Source organism: Mesorhizobium sp. C416B, assembly GCF_030323165.1.
Lineage (GTDB): Bacteria > Pseudomonadota > Alphaproteobacteria > Rhizobiales > Rhizobiaceae > Mesorhizobium.
In genome coordinates, this window is record NZ_CP100471.1 from 3,976,010 (window position 1) to 3,991,297 (window position 15,288).

Here is a 15,288-nt window from a genome sequence, read left to right on the forward strand (position 1 = left end):
GCTTTTTACGCTACGCCCGCGATCGCCCTGGCGAATTCGCTGGCCGAGAATGGTTCGAGGTCGTCGACCTGTTCGCCGACGCCGATGAAGTAGACCGGCAGTTTGTGCTTTGCCGCGATCGCGACCAGAATACCGCCGCGCGCCGTGCCGTCCAGCTTGGTCATCACCAGGCCGTTGACGCCGGCGACATTGCGGAAGATCTCGACCTGATTGAGCGCATTCTGGCCGGTGGTGGCGTCGACCGTCTGCAGCACGGTATGCGGCGCTTCCGGATCGAGCTTGCCCAGCACGCGCACGATCTTTTCCAGCTCCGCCATCAGTTCGGTCTTGTTTTGCAGCCGGCCGGCGGTGTCGATGATCAGCACGTCGGAGCCGGCCTCCTTGGCGCGTTCGAAAGCGTCGTAGGCGAGGCCGGCGGCATCCGCGCCTATCTTCGAGGCGATGACCGGCGACTTCGTCCTCTCGCCCCAGATCTTCAGCTGCTCGATGGCTGCAGCGCGAAACGTGTCGCCGGCGGCCAGCATCACCGACAGGCCACCATCGGTCAGTTTGGCGGCGAGCTTGCCGATGGTCGTGGTCTTGCCGGTGCCGTTGACGCCGACCACCAGAATGACATGCGGCTTGTGCGACAGGTCGAGCTCCAGCGGCATGGCGACATGGGCCAGCACCTTCTCCACCTCGGCCGCCATGATGGTGCGGACATCCGCGTCGGAGACATCCTTGCCGTAGCGGCTGGCAGCGAGGGCATCGGTGACGCGCAAGGCTGTTTCCATGCCCAGATCGGCACGGATCAGCACGTCCTCCAGATCCTGCAGCGTCTCCTCGTCGAGCTTGCGCTTGGTGAAGACGCCGGCGATGTTGCCGGTGAGTTCTTTCGAGGAGCGGGCAAGCCCGTCGCGCATGCGCTGGAACCAGGAGCGTCGCGGCGCCGGTTCGGGCGCCTTTTGCGGCTCGGCTTTCTGCTCGACCTTTTTGGTTACGGTGACTTTGCCGGGAGCTGGTTTTGACTGTGGCGAAGGTTGCGGGGCCGGCGCGGGCGCTAGCTCGGCAACGATGGTCTTGGCTTCGACCGGCGCGGGTACAGCTTCAACCGACGTGCGCTTTACCTCCCCCTTGATGGGGGAGGTCCCAAGCGAAGCTTGGGGGTGGGGGTGATTTGCGCTGGCGTCAGCGCTGTCACCCCACCCCGCCGCTTCGCGTCGACCCTCCCCACCGAGGGGAGGGTGGGGCGCCTCGTCCTTCTCCCCGTGGCTATACGGGGAGAAGGTGCCGGCAGGCGGATGAGGGGCGGCGCTGACCTCTGAGGTAGGCTGTGCGGGAGGCGCGGACGGTTGCGGCACTTCGATCGGGGCGGCCGGTTCTGCTGGAGTCTCGGCAGGCGTCGGCACTTCGACGGGAGCGGGCTCCAGCTGCGGTTCCGGACGCGATGGTTCGATCTCCGGCTCGGCCGGCGCCGGCGGCACTTCTTGGGGCTGCGGCTCGGGAGCCGGCTCCGGAACGGCTGGCGCAGGAACTTCTTCCGGTGCAGGCGGCTCGGGTATCTCCGGCTCAGGCTGCGGTTCTTCTACCGGCGCGGGCTCCGGCAACGGTTCCGGCTCGGATGGGACGACCGGTTCCGGCGCGGGCGGGATGGTCGGCGCGGGTTCGGGCTTCGGTTCTTCTGGCGCCGACTGCGGCGCAGGCTTTACCTCCCCCTCGACGGGGGAGGTCCCAAGCGAAGCTTGGGGGTGGGGGTGAGTGGCGCCGGCGTCGGCGCTCTCACCCCTCCCCGCCACTTCGTGGCGACCCTCCCCATCGAGGGGAGGGTGGGGCGTCGGCGGCTCGGGCTCCTCGCGCTTCAAGAACTCCGGAACGACCTGCTCGGCCGCCGGCTTCAGCGCCTCAAGCGCATCCCATTTGATCGGCGGCAGGGGAGCGGTTTCGTCGATGCGCTCCTCGACGACTTCCTTCTTGCCGAACGAAAATATGTTCTTGAAAAAACCGGCCATGCTTCAATCGTCTCAGGCGGCGCAGGCAGTGAGGGGCGAGGCTATCAGGCGCGCCCCATCATGGCCGGTGATGTCTGCCTCGACGATCTCGCCCGGCGCGCCTGTGCCGAGCGCGGCAAGCGTGAACCCTTCGGTGCGGCCGAGGCCGTCGCGCTCGATAAGGATCGTTTGGCGCGTTCCCGGGAGGGACGACAGATGGCGGCGATACGCAGCCTCACCAGCGGCGCGCAGCTGGGCCGCGCGCTGCTTGACCAATTCGCGGCGGACCTGCGGCATGCGCGCGGCGGGCGTGCCTTCGCGCGGCGAAAACGGGAAGACATGCAGGTGCGTCAGCCCACATTCCTCGACGATCTTTATCGAATTCTGAAACATTTCCTCGGTCTCGGTCGGGAAGCCGGCGATGATGTCGGCGCCGAAGACGATTTCGGGGCGCAGCTTGCGCACATCCTCGCAGAAGCGGATCGACTGGTCACGCAAATGCCTGCGCTTCATGCGCTTCAAGATCATGTCGTCGCCCGACTGCAGCGACAGATGCAGATGCGGCATCAGCCTGGGTTCGGTGGCGATGGCGTCGAGCAGATCATCATCCGCCTCGATCGAATCGATTGAGGACAGCCGCAGCCGCTTCACATCAGGCACCTGCTTCAGGATGGTCTTCACCAGCTTTCCCAGCTTCGGCGCGCCCGGCAGGTCGGCGCCGAAGCTGGTCATGTCGACGCCGGTCAGCACGATCTCGGCATAGCCGTTGCCGGCCAGACGCTTGACCTGCTCGACCACGGCGCCCATCGGCACCGAGCGTGAGTTGCCGCGGCCATAGGGGATGATGCAGAAGGTGCAGCGATGGTCGCAGCCGTTCTGCACCTGGACGAAAGCACGTGCCCGGCCCTCAATGGCGTCGACCATGTGGCCGGCGGTCTCGCGCACCGAGAAAATGTCGTTGACGCGCGCCTTCTCGCTGTCGTTGACGCCGAAATCCGGCAGCGCGCGGTAGGAGTTGGCCTTCAGCTTCTCTTCGTTGCCAAGCACGAGGTCGACCTCGTCCATGGCGGCAAAATTCTGCGGTTCGGTTTGCGCGGCGCAGCCGGTGACGATGATGCGCGCCGCCGGATTTTCGCGGCGGGCCTTTCTGATCGACTGCCTGGCCTGGCGCACCGCTTCGGCGGTGACGGCGCAGGTGTTGAAGATAATGGCGCCGCCTTTGAGCGCGCCGAGACCTGCGCTTTCGGCCTCGCGGCGCATCACTTCGGATTCATAGGTGTTGAGACGGCAGCCAAAGGTGACGACGTCTATGCCTTGGGAGTTGGGGCCCTTGGTATCGGCAAGTGCAGACATCAGGCCGCGCTTTCGGTGTCGCGGGCCCAGGTGCCGGTCGACGGATCGAAATTGCCGGAAAACTCCCATTCGGCAGCGCCGGTCAGGATGACGTGGTCGTCGTCGCGCCATTCCACATGCAGCGAGCCGCCGCCGGGCGTCATCAGCGTAACGCTGCGGCCGGTGCGCCGGGTGCGGGCAGCGGCGACGACGGAAGCGCAAGCGGCCGAGCCGCAAGCCTTGGTCAGGCCGGCGCCGCGCTCCCAGGTGCGGATGATCATCGTCTCCGGCGACGTTACCTGGGCGATAGTGATGTTGGCGCGCTCGGGGAAGATCGGATGGTTTTCGAGCAGCGGGCCGAAACGCTCGAGTTCGTAGGACCAGACATCGTTTTCGACCCAGAAGATGGCGTGCGGGTTGCCCATCGAGAGAGCCGAAGGCGAATGGAGCACCGGCGCGTCGATGGGGCCGATCTGCAACTCGATCATGCGGGTGTCGCGGAATTCCTCAGCCAGCGGGATATCCTGCCAGCCGAAGCGCGGCGTGCCCATGTCGACCGAGATGGTGCCGTCGGCATGTTCGACGGCGTTGAGGATGCCGGCGCGGGTCTCGAAGGTGAAAGTCTTCTGGCCGGTTTCGGCGGCCAGCGCCTGGACGACACAGCGCATGCCGTTGCCGCAGGCCTGCGCGCCCGAGCCGTCGGAATTCAAGATGTCGATGTAAAAGGCGGTGCCCGGCGTGCGCGAATCGTGGATCGCCATGATCTGGTCGAACCTGGTCGCCGCATCGGCGTTCAGCGCGACAGCCGACGCCGCCGTGACCCTATCGGCACGGCCACGCATGTCGGCGACGATGATTTCGTTGCCGATGCCGTTCATCTTGGCGAAGGGGGCAGTGCCTGCCATGATCTGAGGTAATTCCTGTACGTTTCGCCGCTATATGGCGGAAACGGGCGGGAATTACCAGTGTGGGCTGCGTCTAGGTTACCGCGAAAACGCCGAGTACGATCAGCAGGAAGATGACGAGAACGATGCCGATCAGCAGGCGCGCGCCGGTGGCGGCGGCACCGGCCAGCGCCGGCATGCCGAGCAGGCTGGCGGCGGCAGCAACGATCAGAAGAATGATGATCCATTTGATCATGGACAATGCCTCGCAAATTGACTGCAGCGGCCTAAGAACGCATCTGCCGCGCTCTGGTTCCCTCTTGCCGCGAGGCTCTCTCCGACTGGGCGCGCTATTCGGCAATCTCGAAGTCGGTCGTGAAAGGCGCCGTCTTTGGCGAGTTCTCGTCGTGCATGAGGAAATCCGCGCGGTATTTGCCGGGGGGAACGCCATCCAGGGAGACGTTTAATTTGAAGAACATCTCTCGGTTATGCGAGCGCGAGGCGAGCTGGACCCGACCAAGCTTTTCGACGGTTCCCAGCTTCTCGCCCGACTGGGAAAGCACGGTAAGGTCAACGTAAAGCGCGATCTGGTTGTTGCCGAGCCCATCCGAGCCGTAGCCGTAACCGACCGGCTCCATATAAAGCACAATCTCTTCGCCCGGCTTGTAGACATGGTTCGGGCGCTCGGCGTAGGCGCCGAACCCGCTGGCCGACAGGATATGCTTCACATTTTGCACGCCAAGCGGCATCGCTTGCCACAGAGCGTCCTCGGCGCTGCGGAATTTGTCCAGCGCGCCGGCGCCATCACCCGCCTGCAGTGCCTTTTCGGCTTCAGCGGCGCGATCGGAGATTTCGCCCGCGAAAGCGGCCGGCGTCGAAATTACCAGCGCGATCAAAACTGCCAAGATTGATTTCATCTGTTCCCCCCTGTTGCGATAGACCATCGGCTAAAACGGCAGTGCCGTAAACGGCCAAATGCAGACTTCAGCCGCGCTCGATCTCGGAGAACGTCCCAAAGCTCGCCCGGACGGAAGGCGCGAAACCGCTCACGCGCCAGGCCTTGCGCCTCAAGCGCTTCAGTCAGTTTTGCGCCGGCAGTTGCGCTCGACCGCCGATGCGCCGACCTGCTGCGGGCTCCGGTGCCGCTTTCGCAACCAATGTACCGGTTGGAACCGCGCTAGAGCGAAGACATGCCTTTTGTCCGCCAGCCATTTTGCGACAAATTTACAACAATTCGTGGTGCAAACCCTATTTTAACCATATCGGGTTGAAATTTCGCCACCTTCTCCATCTTGGTGAGGGGTGAGATTGTGCGGACGGCTTCCCCCCAGCCGGATCCGACGGAGGTTGGAATGATTTTTTCGAGAAGCGGGCTGATAGCCGTATCGCTGGCAGCGCTCGTTGCGAGCGGCTGTTCGACCTCGCGTTTTTCATCGATGGATGACCAGCAGCCCGCCCCGCTGCAGCCCGCGCCCGCCGGCACGGTGAGCGGAAGCCAACTGCCGCCCCCGGCAGCGCCGGGCACCACCGACCCATCGCAATTCCCGACCGCGCCGGCAGGCGCGCAGGTCGCCTCGCTGCCGCCGGACGGATCGGCGCCGGCCGGAGCCTCCGACCTTACCGCTGCGAGCGTTGCCGGCGTTTGGAACGCCAGCGTGTCCGGACAGAGCTGCAAGGTGGCGACGCCGCAGACCAAATTCGGCGCCGGCTTCCGCGCCGGGCCGCTGCATTGCCCGCCGCCCATCGACGGCATCAAATCGTGGAACGTCGCCGGCAAGCAGCTGACGCTCTATGACGAGAATGGCGGCACGCTGGCGCGGCTCTATTCCTCGGGCGGTTCGAAATTCGACGGCCAGACTACCAACGGCTTGCCGATATCGCTTACAAGATAGGCTGCCTATCCCTAGACAGCGACGTGACCGATGCATCTGCGTGACGGCCTCCAGACCCATGCGACCGTCAGGCAGCGCTACGACCATCTGGTCGCAACCGGCGCCATCGAGCGCGATGCGGCGCAGGAGCGCATCGCCGCCGCGCTCGACCGGCTGACCGACGAGATCTCGGTCAAGCGGCTGGCGCACAAGTCGAGCGCGCTCGGCTGGCTGTTTGCCCGCAAGCGCGAGACGCGCGAGGTCGTCAAGGGCCTCTACATTCATGGCGGCGTCGGTCGCGGCAAGACCATGCTGATGGATATGTTCTTCGAGCTGTTGCCGGTCAGGCCCAAGCGCCGCGTTCATTTCAACGACTTCATGGCCGATGTGCAGGACCGCATCCAGAAGCACCGGCAGGCGCGCAAGAACGGCGACGTCAAGGAGGACGACCCGATCCCGCCGGTCGCGCTTCAGCTTGCCGAACAGGCCTGGGTGCTGTGCTTCGATGAGTTTTCGGTCACCGACATTGCCGATGCGATGGTCCTGTCGCGGCTGTTTTCGGCGCTGTTCGCCAATGGCGTGGTTCTGGTCGCCACCTCGAATGTCGCGCCGCAAGACCTTTATCGCGACGGGCTGAACCGCCAACTCTTCCTGCCCTTCATCAGCATTCTCGAGCGCCACGCCCATGTGCTGACGCTCGATGCCGACAAGGACTACCGGCTGGAAAAGCTCGCCCGCACGCCTGTCTATGTCACGCCGGGGGATGCCGAAGCCGATCGTATGCTCGACGAAGCCTGGCAGGCGATGACGCACGGGGCGGCAACGGCCGAGACCGCGCTGACGCTCAAGGGGCGGCAGGTGAGAATACCGGCTGCTTCCGGCAATGCGGCGCGGTTTTCCTTCGCCGATCTCTGCGAAAAGCCGCTCGGCGCGCGCGATTTCCTGGCGATTGCCGGCCGCTTCTCGACCGTCTTCATCGATCACGTGCCGGTGCTGGGCGAAGGCAAGCGCAACGAGGCCAAGCGCTTCATCCTCCTGATAGACACGCTCTACGATCATCACACGCGGCTGGTGGTAAGCGCCGATGCCTCGCCCCCTGAGCTCTATACGGCCAGGCGCGGCAACGAGGTGTTCGAATTCGAGCGCACGGCCTCGCGGCTGATCGAAATGCAGAGCCGGGATTGGCTGGAGGACTGGGCGGAACGGCAAAAGGCGAAGGCGGAAGTGCAGGTCTGAGGGTTCGAAGAGGTCATTATGTAGTGATCCTTCGCGCCCCCCTCTGTCCTGCCGGACATCTCCCCCACACGGGGGGAGATTGGCGGTTTCGGCGCTCCGCTCATTCCTGCGGCCATTGGAGATTGGCGAAAGGTCGCGTGACGTCCGATCTCCCCCCTCGTGGGGGAGATGCCTGGCAAGGCAGAGGCGGGCGCTGTCCCGCCGACGCCTAGAGCTCGTACACATACATCACAAACGACTCCGCCGGCCCATGCACCTCCTTGCGCGATTCATAAAGCGCGCGCGCTGGAACATTGTCCGGTTCGGTGCCGACCCAGGCTTCGCCGCATCCCTGCTCGCGGCCGAGCGCGAACATGGCGTCGAGCATCTTTCGCGCGATGCCATGGCGCTGGTAGGCGGGTGAGACGCCGACCTCGTCGATGTAGAGTTCGCTGACCTTGTCCAGGTGGCGGTGGATGACGGCAGCACACTGGCCGACGACGACGCCATCGGCCAGTGCCACGATCATGAGATGACCTGATGATGAGGCGAGGTAGGCAGCAAGCCTGTCTGCCCGGACCGGCTCGTCGAACACGTCCTCGGCGATGCGCTTCACAAGGGCGTCATCGCCTGGATATAGTCTTCTGATTTCCACGCTCATTGTGTAAAATCTCCCAAGCTGGCCTACAAACTTTGACGTTTACGTAAGTCCCAATGTTTCTAACCGATTGAAATCATTCACTCGAAAATAATCGATTGAATATATTTTCCACCGGGGCTACTGGATGCGGCGAAATCTAGCTGAGACCATAGCATTCCGGCCTCTTCCTCGACGCCGTCAACAGATCGCCAGGGATTTTGGGCGTCGTCACAGACAAAGGGAAAATTTCCTCACATGGCACGCAACAAGATAGCGCTCATCGGCTCCGGCATGATCGGCGGCACGCTCGCTCACATGATCGGCCTCAAGGACCTCGGCGACGTGGTGCTGTTCGATATTGCCGAGGGCATTCCGCAAGGCAAGGGGCTCGATATCGCGCAGTCGTCGCCTGTCGACGGTTTTGATTCCCGGCTGACCGGCGTCAATGATTATGCCGGCATCGAGGGCGCCGACGTTTGCATCGTCACCGCGGGCGTGCCGCGCAAGCCAGGCATGAGCCGCGACGATCTGCTGGGCATCAACCTCAAGGTCATGGAACAGGTCGGCGCCGGGCTGAAGAAGTATGCACCCAAGGCCTTCGTCATCTGCATCACCAACCCGCTCGACGCCATGGTCTGGGCGCTGCAGAAGTTTTCCGGCCTGCCCAAGACCCATGTCGTCGGCATGGCCGGCGTGCTCGACAGCGCGCGCTTCCGCTATTTCCTAGCCGAGGAATTCAAGGTCTCGGTCGAGGACGTTACCGCCTTCGTGCTCGGCGGCCACGGCGATTCCATGGTGCCGATGATCCGCTACTCGACCGTGTCAGGCATTCCGTTGCCCGATCTCATCAAGATGGGCTGGACCTCGAAGGAAAAGCTCGACCAGATCGTCCAGCGCACCCGCGACGGCGGCGCCGAGATCGTCGGTCTGCTCAAGACCGGCTCGGCCTTCTACGCGCCGGCGGCTTCCGCAATTTCGATGGCCGAATCCTATCTCAAGGACAAGAAGCGCGTGCTGCCTTGTGCTGCGCATCTCTCGGGCCAGTATGGCGTCAAGGGCACCTATGTCGGCGTTCCCGTGGTCATCGGCGCCGGCGGCGTCGAGCGCATCATCGAGATCGACCTCAACAAGGCCGAGCAGAAGATGTTCGACGCCTCGGTGGCGACGGTGCAGGGCCTGACCGGGGCCTGCGTCAAGATCGCCCCGCACCTCGCCTCGAAGTGATCCCCCCAAGCAGCCGATCCGGAGACCATCCAGATGAACATCCATGAATATCAGGGCAAGGCGCTGCTGAAGAGCTTTGGCGCGCCGGTGGCCGAAGGCGTGCCGGTGTTCAAGGCAAGCGAAGCGGAAGCCGCGGCACAAGCGCTGCCCGGTCCGCTCTATGTGGTGAAGAGCCAGATCCATGCCGGCGGCCGCGGCAAGGGCAAGTTCAAGGAACTGTCGCCCGACGCCAAGGGGGGCGTGCGGCTGGCGAAGTCTGTCGCCGATGTCGTCGCCAACGCCAATGAGATGCTCGGCCACACGCTGGTCACCAAGCAGACCGGCCCGGCCGGCAAGCAGGTCAACCGCCTTTATATCGAGGACGGCGCCGACATCGATCGCGAGCTTTATCTGTCGATCCTGGTCGACCGCTCGGTCGGCCGCATCGCTTTCGTCGTCTCGACCGAGGGCGGCATGGACATTGAAGGCGTCGCCCACGACACGCCGGAAAAGATCATCACCCGCGCCATCGATCCGCTGGCCGGCGTGACGACCACCGACGTCGACATATTGGTGGAAGCGCTGGGCCTCACCGGCGATGCCGCCAAGGATGCCGGCACGCTGTTCCCGATCCTCTACAAGGCCTTTGTCGAGAAGGACATGAGCCTGCTCGAGGTCAACCCGCTGATCGTGATGAAAAACGGCCGCCTGCGCGTGCTGGACGCCAAGGTGTCGTTCGACAACAACGCGCTGTTTCGCCACCCCGAACTGATGGAATTGCGCGACACCACCGAAGAGGACGAGAAGGAGATCGAGGCGTCGAAATACGACCTCGCCTATGTCGCGCTCGACGGCAATATCGGCTGCATGGTCAATGGCGCCGGCCTCGCGATGGCGACGATGGACATCATCAAGCTCTACGGCGCCGAGCCCGCCAACTTCCTCGATGTCGGCGGCGGCGCGTCGAAGGAGAAGGTGACGGCGGCGTTCAAGATCATCACTCGGGATCCGGCGGTCAAAGGCATCTTGATCAACATCTTCGGCGGCATCATGAAGTGCGACATCATTGCCGAGGGCGTCATTGCCGCGGTCAAGGAAGTCGGCCTGCAAGTGCCGCTGGTGGTGCGCCTTGAAGGTACCAATGCCGAGCTCGGCAAGAAGATCATCAACGACAGCGGTCTGAACGTCGTGTCGGCGGACGATCTCGACGACGCAGCCAAGAAGATCGTGGCGGCGGTGAAGGGCTGAAGGCGAATGCCTCCGCGCAAGATAAACCTCGTCGAGGCGGCGGATGCGAAGATCAGCAAGGTCTTCGATCCGCATATTGCCGGCGACGTCAATGACAGCCAGGCGAAGGTTGCCAAGCTCGGCGAGACCTTCGACTGGCATGCGCATGAGCATGAGGACGAAGCCTTCCTCGTCCTGCGCGGGCGCATCGCCATCGATTTCCGCGACGGTCCGGTCGAGCTCGGCGAGGGCGATTTCATCGTCGTGCCGCGCGGCGTCGAGCACCGGCCGCGGTCGCTGACCGCCGAGCCGGTGGTGCTGATGTTCGAACCGGCAACGACGCTCAACACCGGCAACGCCAAGAGCGACCTCACCGTCTCCGACCTGAAGCGGCTCTGATCATGAACGCCTTCTCGCTCTCGGCCGATCACCAGCGCCTGCAGGCGCTGGTCGGCGCGTGGCGCGGCGAGGAAGAGGTGGCGGAAACGCAGTGGGCCGATGGCGGACCGGCGACGTCGGACGTGCTGGCAGAGGCACAGTTCGGCGGACTGTTCGTGGTCCAGCGCTATCGCCAGCGTCGCGACGGCACGGTCTCGTTCGGCTCGCACAGCGTGTTCGGCTTCGATCAGCCAAACAGGCTCTTCACCATGCACCAGTTCGACTCCATGGGTTTTGTGCCGGCCTCGCCGGCCACAGGAACGTGGAACGGCGATGAGCTGGTTCTGGAGCGGTCGTCGCCGCGTGGCTCAGCGCGCGTGACGTATATTTTCGACAATGCCGATGCCTACCGGATGCGACTGCATTTCAAACCTGCCGGCAGCGACAGCTGGCAAGACATGGTGAGCGGCGTCTACCGGCGCGTCTCGCCTTCCCCGATCAACGGCTTTTAGAAAAGGGCTCCGATGTCCATTCTCATCGACAAGAACACCAAGGTGCTGGTTCAGGGCCTGACCGGCAAGACCGGCACGTTCCACACCGAGCAGGCCTTGGCCTATCACGGCACCAAGATGGTCGGCGGCATCCATCCCAAGAAGGGTGGCGAGACCTGGACCGGCGCCAAGGGCGAAAACCTGCCGATCTTCGCTTCCGTTGCCGAGGGCAAGGAAAAGACCGGCGCCAATGCCTCGGTTGTCTATGTGCCGCCGGCGGGCGCCGCCGAAGCCATCCTCGAAGCCATCGAAGCCGAGATCCCGCTGATCGTCTGCATCACCGAAGGCATTCCGGTGATGGACATGGTCAGGGTCAAGGCGCGGCTCGACCGCTCGACCTCGCGGCTGATCGGCCCGAACTGCCCCGGCGTGCTCACCCCCGACGAATGCAAGATCGGTATCATGCCCGGCAACATCTTCCGCAAGGGCTCGGTCGGCGTTGTTTCGCGCTCGGGAACGCTTACCTATGAGGCAGTGTTCCAGACCACCAATGTCGGCCTCGGCCAGACCACCGCCGTCGGTATCGGCGGCGACCCCGTAAAAGGCATCGAGTTCATCGACATGCTCGAAATGTTCCTTGCCGACGACGAGACCAAGTCGATCATCATGATCGGCGAGATCGGCGGTTCGGCCGAGGAAGACGCCGCGCAGTTCCTCAAGGACGAGGCCAAGCGCGGCCGCAGGAAACCGATGGCGGGCTTCATCGCCGGGCGCACTGCGCCGGCCGGTCGCACCATGGGCCATGCGGGCGCGGTCATCTCCGGCGGCAAGGGCGGCGCGGAAGACAAGATCGCGGCGATGGAATCGGCCGGCATCAAGGTATCGCCATCGCCGGCGCGTCTGGGCACGACCCTGGTCGAGGCGATCAAAGGCTAAGTGAGTAGCGAGTAGTGAATAGCGAATAGGGAAAAGAGAGTAACGGCGCGATCCGGAAAAAATCCCTACTCGCTATTCGCTATTCACTATTCGCTTTTGAAAAGGAGACGGAGCCAGGCTCCGCAGACAAAAATGGCAAGACAAGATCAGGCCAACGACCAATTTTCGCTCACCTCTTTCCTGTATGGCGGCAATGCCGACTATATCGACGCGTTGTATGCCTCCTATGAGGATGATCCAGAGTCAGTAAACCCCGAATGGCAGGACTTCTTCGCCGGGCTGAAGGACGACGCCGGCGATGTGCGCAAGAACGCCAAGGGCGCTTCCTGGGCAAAGCCCTCCTGGCCGCTGCAGGCCAATGGCGAACTGGTGTCGGCGCTGGACGGCAATTGGGGCATCGTCGAGAAGCATCTGGAAAAGAAGGTCAAGGACAAGGCGGTCACCAATGGCGTCGTGCTGTCGGATGCTGACGTGCATCAGGCGACGCGCGATTCGGTGCGCGCCATCATGATGATCCGCGCCTTCCGCATGCGCGGCCATCTGCATGCCAATCTCGACCCGCTCGGCATCGCCAAGCCGCTTGAGGACTATAACGAGCTGTCGCCGGAGAATTACGGTTTCACCGCAGCCGACTACGACCGGCCGATCTTCCTCGACAATGTGCTCGGCCTCGAATTCGGCACCATCCGGCAGATGCTGGAAATTCTGACCCGCACCTATTGCTCGACGCTCGGTGTCGAGTTCATGCACATTTCCGATCCCGAGGAGAAGGCCTGGATCCAGGCGCGCATCGAGGGCGCCGACAAGGAGATTTCCTTCACCGCTACGGGAAAAAAAGCGATCCTGCAGAAGCTGGTCGAGGCCGAAGGCTTCGAGCAGTTCATCGATGTCAAGTACAAGGGCACCAAGCGCTTCGGCCTCGATGGTAGCGAAGGCCTGATCCCGGCGCTGGAGCAGATCATCAAGCGCGGCGGCCAGCTCGGCATGAAGGAGATCGTGCTCGGCATGGCGCATCGCGGCCGGCTGAACGTGCTGTCCCAGGTGATGGCCAAGCCGCACCGCGCCATCTTCCACGAATTCAAGGGCGGCTCGGCCGCTCCTGACGAGGTCGAGGGCTCGGGCGACGTCAAGTACCATCTCGGCGCCTCGTCGGACCGCGAATTCGACGGCAACAAGGTGCATCTGTCGCTGACCGCCAATCCCTCGCATCTGGAAATCGTCGATCCGGTTGTGATGGGCAAGGCGCGCGCCAAGCAGGACTATCTGTTCGGCCGCAGCCGCGAGGAGATCGTGCCGCTGGAAGAGCGCGCCAAGGTGCTGCCGCTGCTTCTGCATGGCGACGCCGCCTTTGCCGGCCAGGGCGTGATCGCGGAAATCCTCGGCCTGTCGGGCCTGCGCGGCCACCGCGTCGCCGGCACGCTGCATTTCATCATCAACAACCAGATCGGCTTCACCACCAATCCGCGCTTCTCGCGCTCGTCGCCCTATCCGTCCGACGTCGCCAAGATGATCGAGGCGCCGATCTTCCACGTCAATGGCGACGACCCGGAAGCGGTGGTGCATGCCACCAAGGTGGCGATCGAATTTCGCATGAAGTTCCACAAGCCGGTGGTGGTGGACATGTTCTGCTATCGCCGCTTCGGCCACAATGAGGGTGACGAGCCGGCTTTCACCCAGCCGATCATGTACGCCAACATCCGCAACCACAAGACGACGGTGCAGATCTATGGCGAGCGGCTGATCGCCGAGGGCCATATCAGCCAGGCCGAACTCGACAAGATGAAGGCCGACTGGCGCGCCCATCTGGAGTCCGAATGGGAAGTCGGCCAGCACTACAAGCCCAACAAGGCCGACTGGCTGGACGGCGCCTGGTCTGGTTTGCGCACCGCCGACAACCAGGACGAACAGCGCCGCGGCAAGACCGCCGTGCCGGTCAAGGTGCTGAAGGACATCGGCAAGAAACTGACCGAGGTGCCGAAGGGTTTCGAGGCGCACAAGACCATCATCCGCTTCCTCGAAAACCGCCGCCAGGCGATCGACTCCGGCGAAGGCATCGACTGGTCGACGGCCGAGGCGCTGGCCTTCGGCGCCATCCTGCTCGACGGCAATCCGATCCGGCTCTCCGGCCAGGATTCCGAACGCGGCACCTTCTCGCAGCGCCATTCCGTGCTCTACGACCAGCGCGACGAGACCCGCTACATCCCGCTCAACAATCTGTCGGCGGCGCAGGCCGGCTACGAAGTCATCAACTCGATGCTGTCGGAAGAGGCGGTGCTTGGCTTCGAATATGGCTACAGCCTGGCCGAGCCGAAGGCGCTGACGCTCTGGGAAGCGCAGTTCGGCGATTTCGCCAACGGCGCCCAGGTGGTGTTCGACCAGTTCATCTCGTCGGGCGAGCGCAAGTGGCTCAGAATGTCAGGCCTGGTCTGCCTGCTGCCGCATGGCTATGAAGGCCAGGGTCCAGAGCATTCTTCGGCCCGGCTCGAGCGCTATCTGCAGCTTTGCGCCGAAGACAATATGCAAGTCGCCAACTGCACCACGCCGGCGAACTACTTCCACATATTGCGCCGGCAGTTGAAGCGCGACTTCCGCAAGCCGCTGATCCTGATGACGCCGAAGTCGCTGCTGCGCCACAAGCGGGCGGTATCGACGATGCCGGAGATTTCGGGCGAAAGCTCATTCCACCGGCTTTTGTGGGACGATGCCCAGCTGCTGCAGAACCAGGCGATCAAGCTCACCAAGGATTCCAAGATCCGCCGCGTCGTGCTGTGCTCGGGCAAGGTCTATTATGACCTCTACGAGGAGCGCGAGAAGCGCGGCATCAACGACATCTACCTGCTGCGCGTCGAACAGCTCTACCCCTTCCCGGCCAAGGCGCTGATCACCGAACTGTCGCGTTTCCGCAATGCGGAGATGGTGTGGTGCCAGGAAGAACCCAAGAACATGGGCGCATGGTCGTTCATCGACCCTTATCTGGAATGGGTGCTGGCGCATATCGACGCCAAGCATCAGCGGGTGCGCTACACCGGCAGGCCGGCGGCGGCATCGCCGGCGACCGGTCTGATGTCGAAGCATTTGGCGCAGCTCGCCGCCCTGCTCGAAGACGCGCTCGGCGAATAGAACAAACCCGGCGAATAGAACAGA

At 63.5% G+C, this 15,288-nt stretch carries 14 protein-coding genes; 8 read left to right on the forward strand and 6 right to left on the reverse strand.

Features of this window, described 5'->3' with window-relative positions:
- Window positions 1–5: 5 nt before the first annotated feature.
- From ftsY to NLY43_RS19435, 5 genes are all read right to left on the reverse strand, one after another.
- On the reverse strand, window positions 6–1,988 hold the full coding sequence (gene ftsY / locus NLY43_RS19415; protein ID WP_023713413.1) for a signal recognition particle-docking protein FtsY: 1,983 nt from the start codon (window positions 1,986–1,988) through the stop codon (window positions 6–8).
- Window positions 1,989–2,000: 12 nt separating this feature from the next.
- Window positions 2,001–3,320, reverse strand: coding sequence for a tRNA (N(6)-L-threonylcarbamoyladenosine(37)-C(2))-methylthiotransferase MtaB (gene mtaB, locus NLY43_RS19420; protein WP_031198989.1), 1,320 nt, complete (start codon window positions 3,318–3,320; stop codon window positions 2,001–2,003).
- A complete protein-coding gene (dapF, locus tag NLY43_RS19425) occupies window positions 3,320–4,204 on the reverse strand; it encodes a diaminopimelate epimerase (RefSeq protein ID WP_023671745.1) in 885 nt (294 codons plus the stop codon). Before dapF ends, mtaB begins: the two co-directional genes overlap by 1 nt.
- Before the next feature lie 73 nt (window positions 4,205–4,277).
- Window positions 4,278–4,439 (reverse strand): DUF1328 family protein, encoded by a 162-nt coding sequence (locus NLY43_RS19430; RefSeq protein ID WP_023671746.1) that lies wholly within the window; start codon window positions 4,437–4,439, stop codon window positions 4,278–4,280.
- 94 nt (window positions 4,440–4,533) lie between these two features.
- Window positions 4,534–5,100, reverse strand: a complete 567-nt coding sequence (locus NLY43_RS19435) for a hypothetical protein (protein ID WP_023710233.1) — start codon at window positions 5,098–5,100, stop codon at window positions 4,534–4,536.
- A 435-nt stretch (window positions 5,101–5,535) separates the two neighbouring features.
- On the opposite strand from NLY43_RS19435, the gene NLY43_RS19440 reads away from it, so the two are divergent.
- A complete protein-coding gene (locus tag NLY43_RS19440) occupies window positions 5,536–6,075 on the forward strand; it encodes a protease inhibitor Inh/omp19 family protein (RefSeq protein ID WP_023710232.1) in 540 nt (179 codons plus the stop codon).
- A gap of 30 nt (window positions 6,076–6,105) precedes the next feature.
- Window positions 6,106–7,290: a cell division protein ZapE gene (zapE, locus tag NLY43_RS19445; protein WP_023713412.1), complete on the forward strand. Its 1,185-nt coding sequence runs from the start codon at window positions 6,106–6,108 to the stop codon at window positions 7,288–7,290.
- A gap of 208 nt (window positions 7,291–7,498) precedes the next feature.
- Here the strand turns inward: zapE and NLY43_RS19450 are convergent, their stop codons facing one another.
- Window positions 7,499–7,930 carry a GNAT family N-acetyltransferase gene (locus NLY43_RS19450; protein WP_023710231.1) on the reverse strand — a complete coding sequence of 144 codons (432 nt, stop codon included), beginning with the start codon at window positions 7,928–7,930 and terminating at the stop codon, window positions 7,499–7,501.
- A gap of 234 nt (window positions 7,931–8,164) precedes the next feature.
- Between NLY43_RS19450 and mdh the strand changes: the two genes are divergently transcribed.
- The 6 genes from mdh to NLY43_RS19480 all read left to right on the forward strand — a co-directional run bounded on the left by mdh (window position 8,165) and on the right by NLY43_RS19480 (window position 15,264).
- Window positions 8,165–9,133: a malate dehydrogenase gene (gene mdh, locus NLY43_RS19455; protein ID WP_023710230.1), complete on the forward strand. Its 969-nt coding sequence runs from the start codon at window positions 8,165–8,167 to the stop codon at window positions 9,131–9,133.
- A gap of 33 nt (window positions 9,134–9,166) precedes the next feature.
- Window positions 9,167–10,360: an ADP-forming succinate--CoA ligase subunit beta gene (gene sucC, locus NLY43_RS19460; RefSeq protein ID WP_023710229.1), complete on the forward strand. Its 1,194-nt coding sequence runs from the start codon at window positions 9,167–9,169 to the stop codon at window positions 10,358–10,360.
- A gap of 6 nt (window positions 10,361–10,366) precedes the next feature.
- Window positions 10,367–10,738, forward strand: coding sequence for a cupin domain-containing protein (locus NLY43_RS19465; RefSeq protein WP_023710228.1), 372 nt, complete (start codon window positions 10,367–10,369; stop codon window positions 10,736–10,738).
- Window positions 10,739–10,740: 2 nt separating this feature from the next.
- On the forward strand, window positions 10,741–11,229 hold the full coding sequence (locus tag NLY43_RS19470; RefSeq protein WP_023710227.1) for a DUF1579 family protein: 489 nt from the start codon (window positions 10,741–10,743) through the stop codon (window positions 11,227–11,229).
- Window positions 11,230–11,241: 12 nt separating this feature from the next.
- Entirely contained in the window at window positions 11,242–12,144 is a 903-nt protein-coding gene (sucD, locus tag NLY43_RS19475; RefSeq protein WP_023710226.1) for a succinate--CoA ligase subunit alpha, read from the forward strand.
- 132 nt (window positions 12,145–12,276) lie between these two features.
- Window positions 12,277–15,264 carry a 2-oxoglutarate dehydrogenase E1 component gene (locus tag NLY43_RS19480; protein ID WP_023710225.1) on the forward strand — a complete coding sequence of 996 codons (2,988 nt, stop codon included), beginning with the start codon at window positions 12,277–12,279 and terminating at the stop codon, window positions 15,262–15,264.
- Window positions 15,265–15,288: the final 24 nt, after the last annotated feature.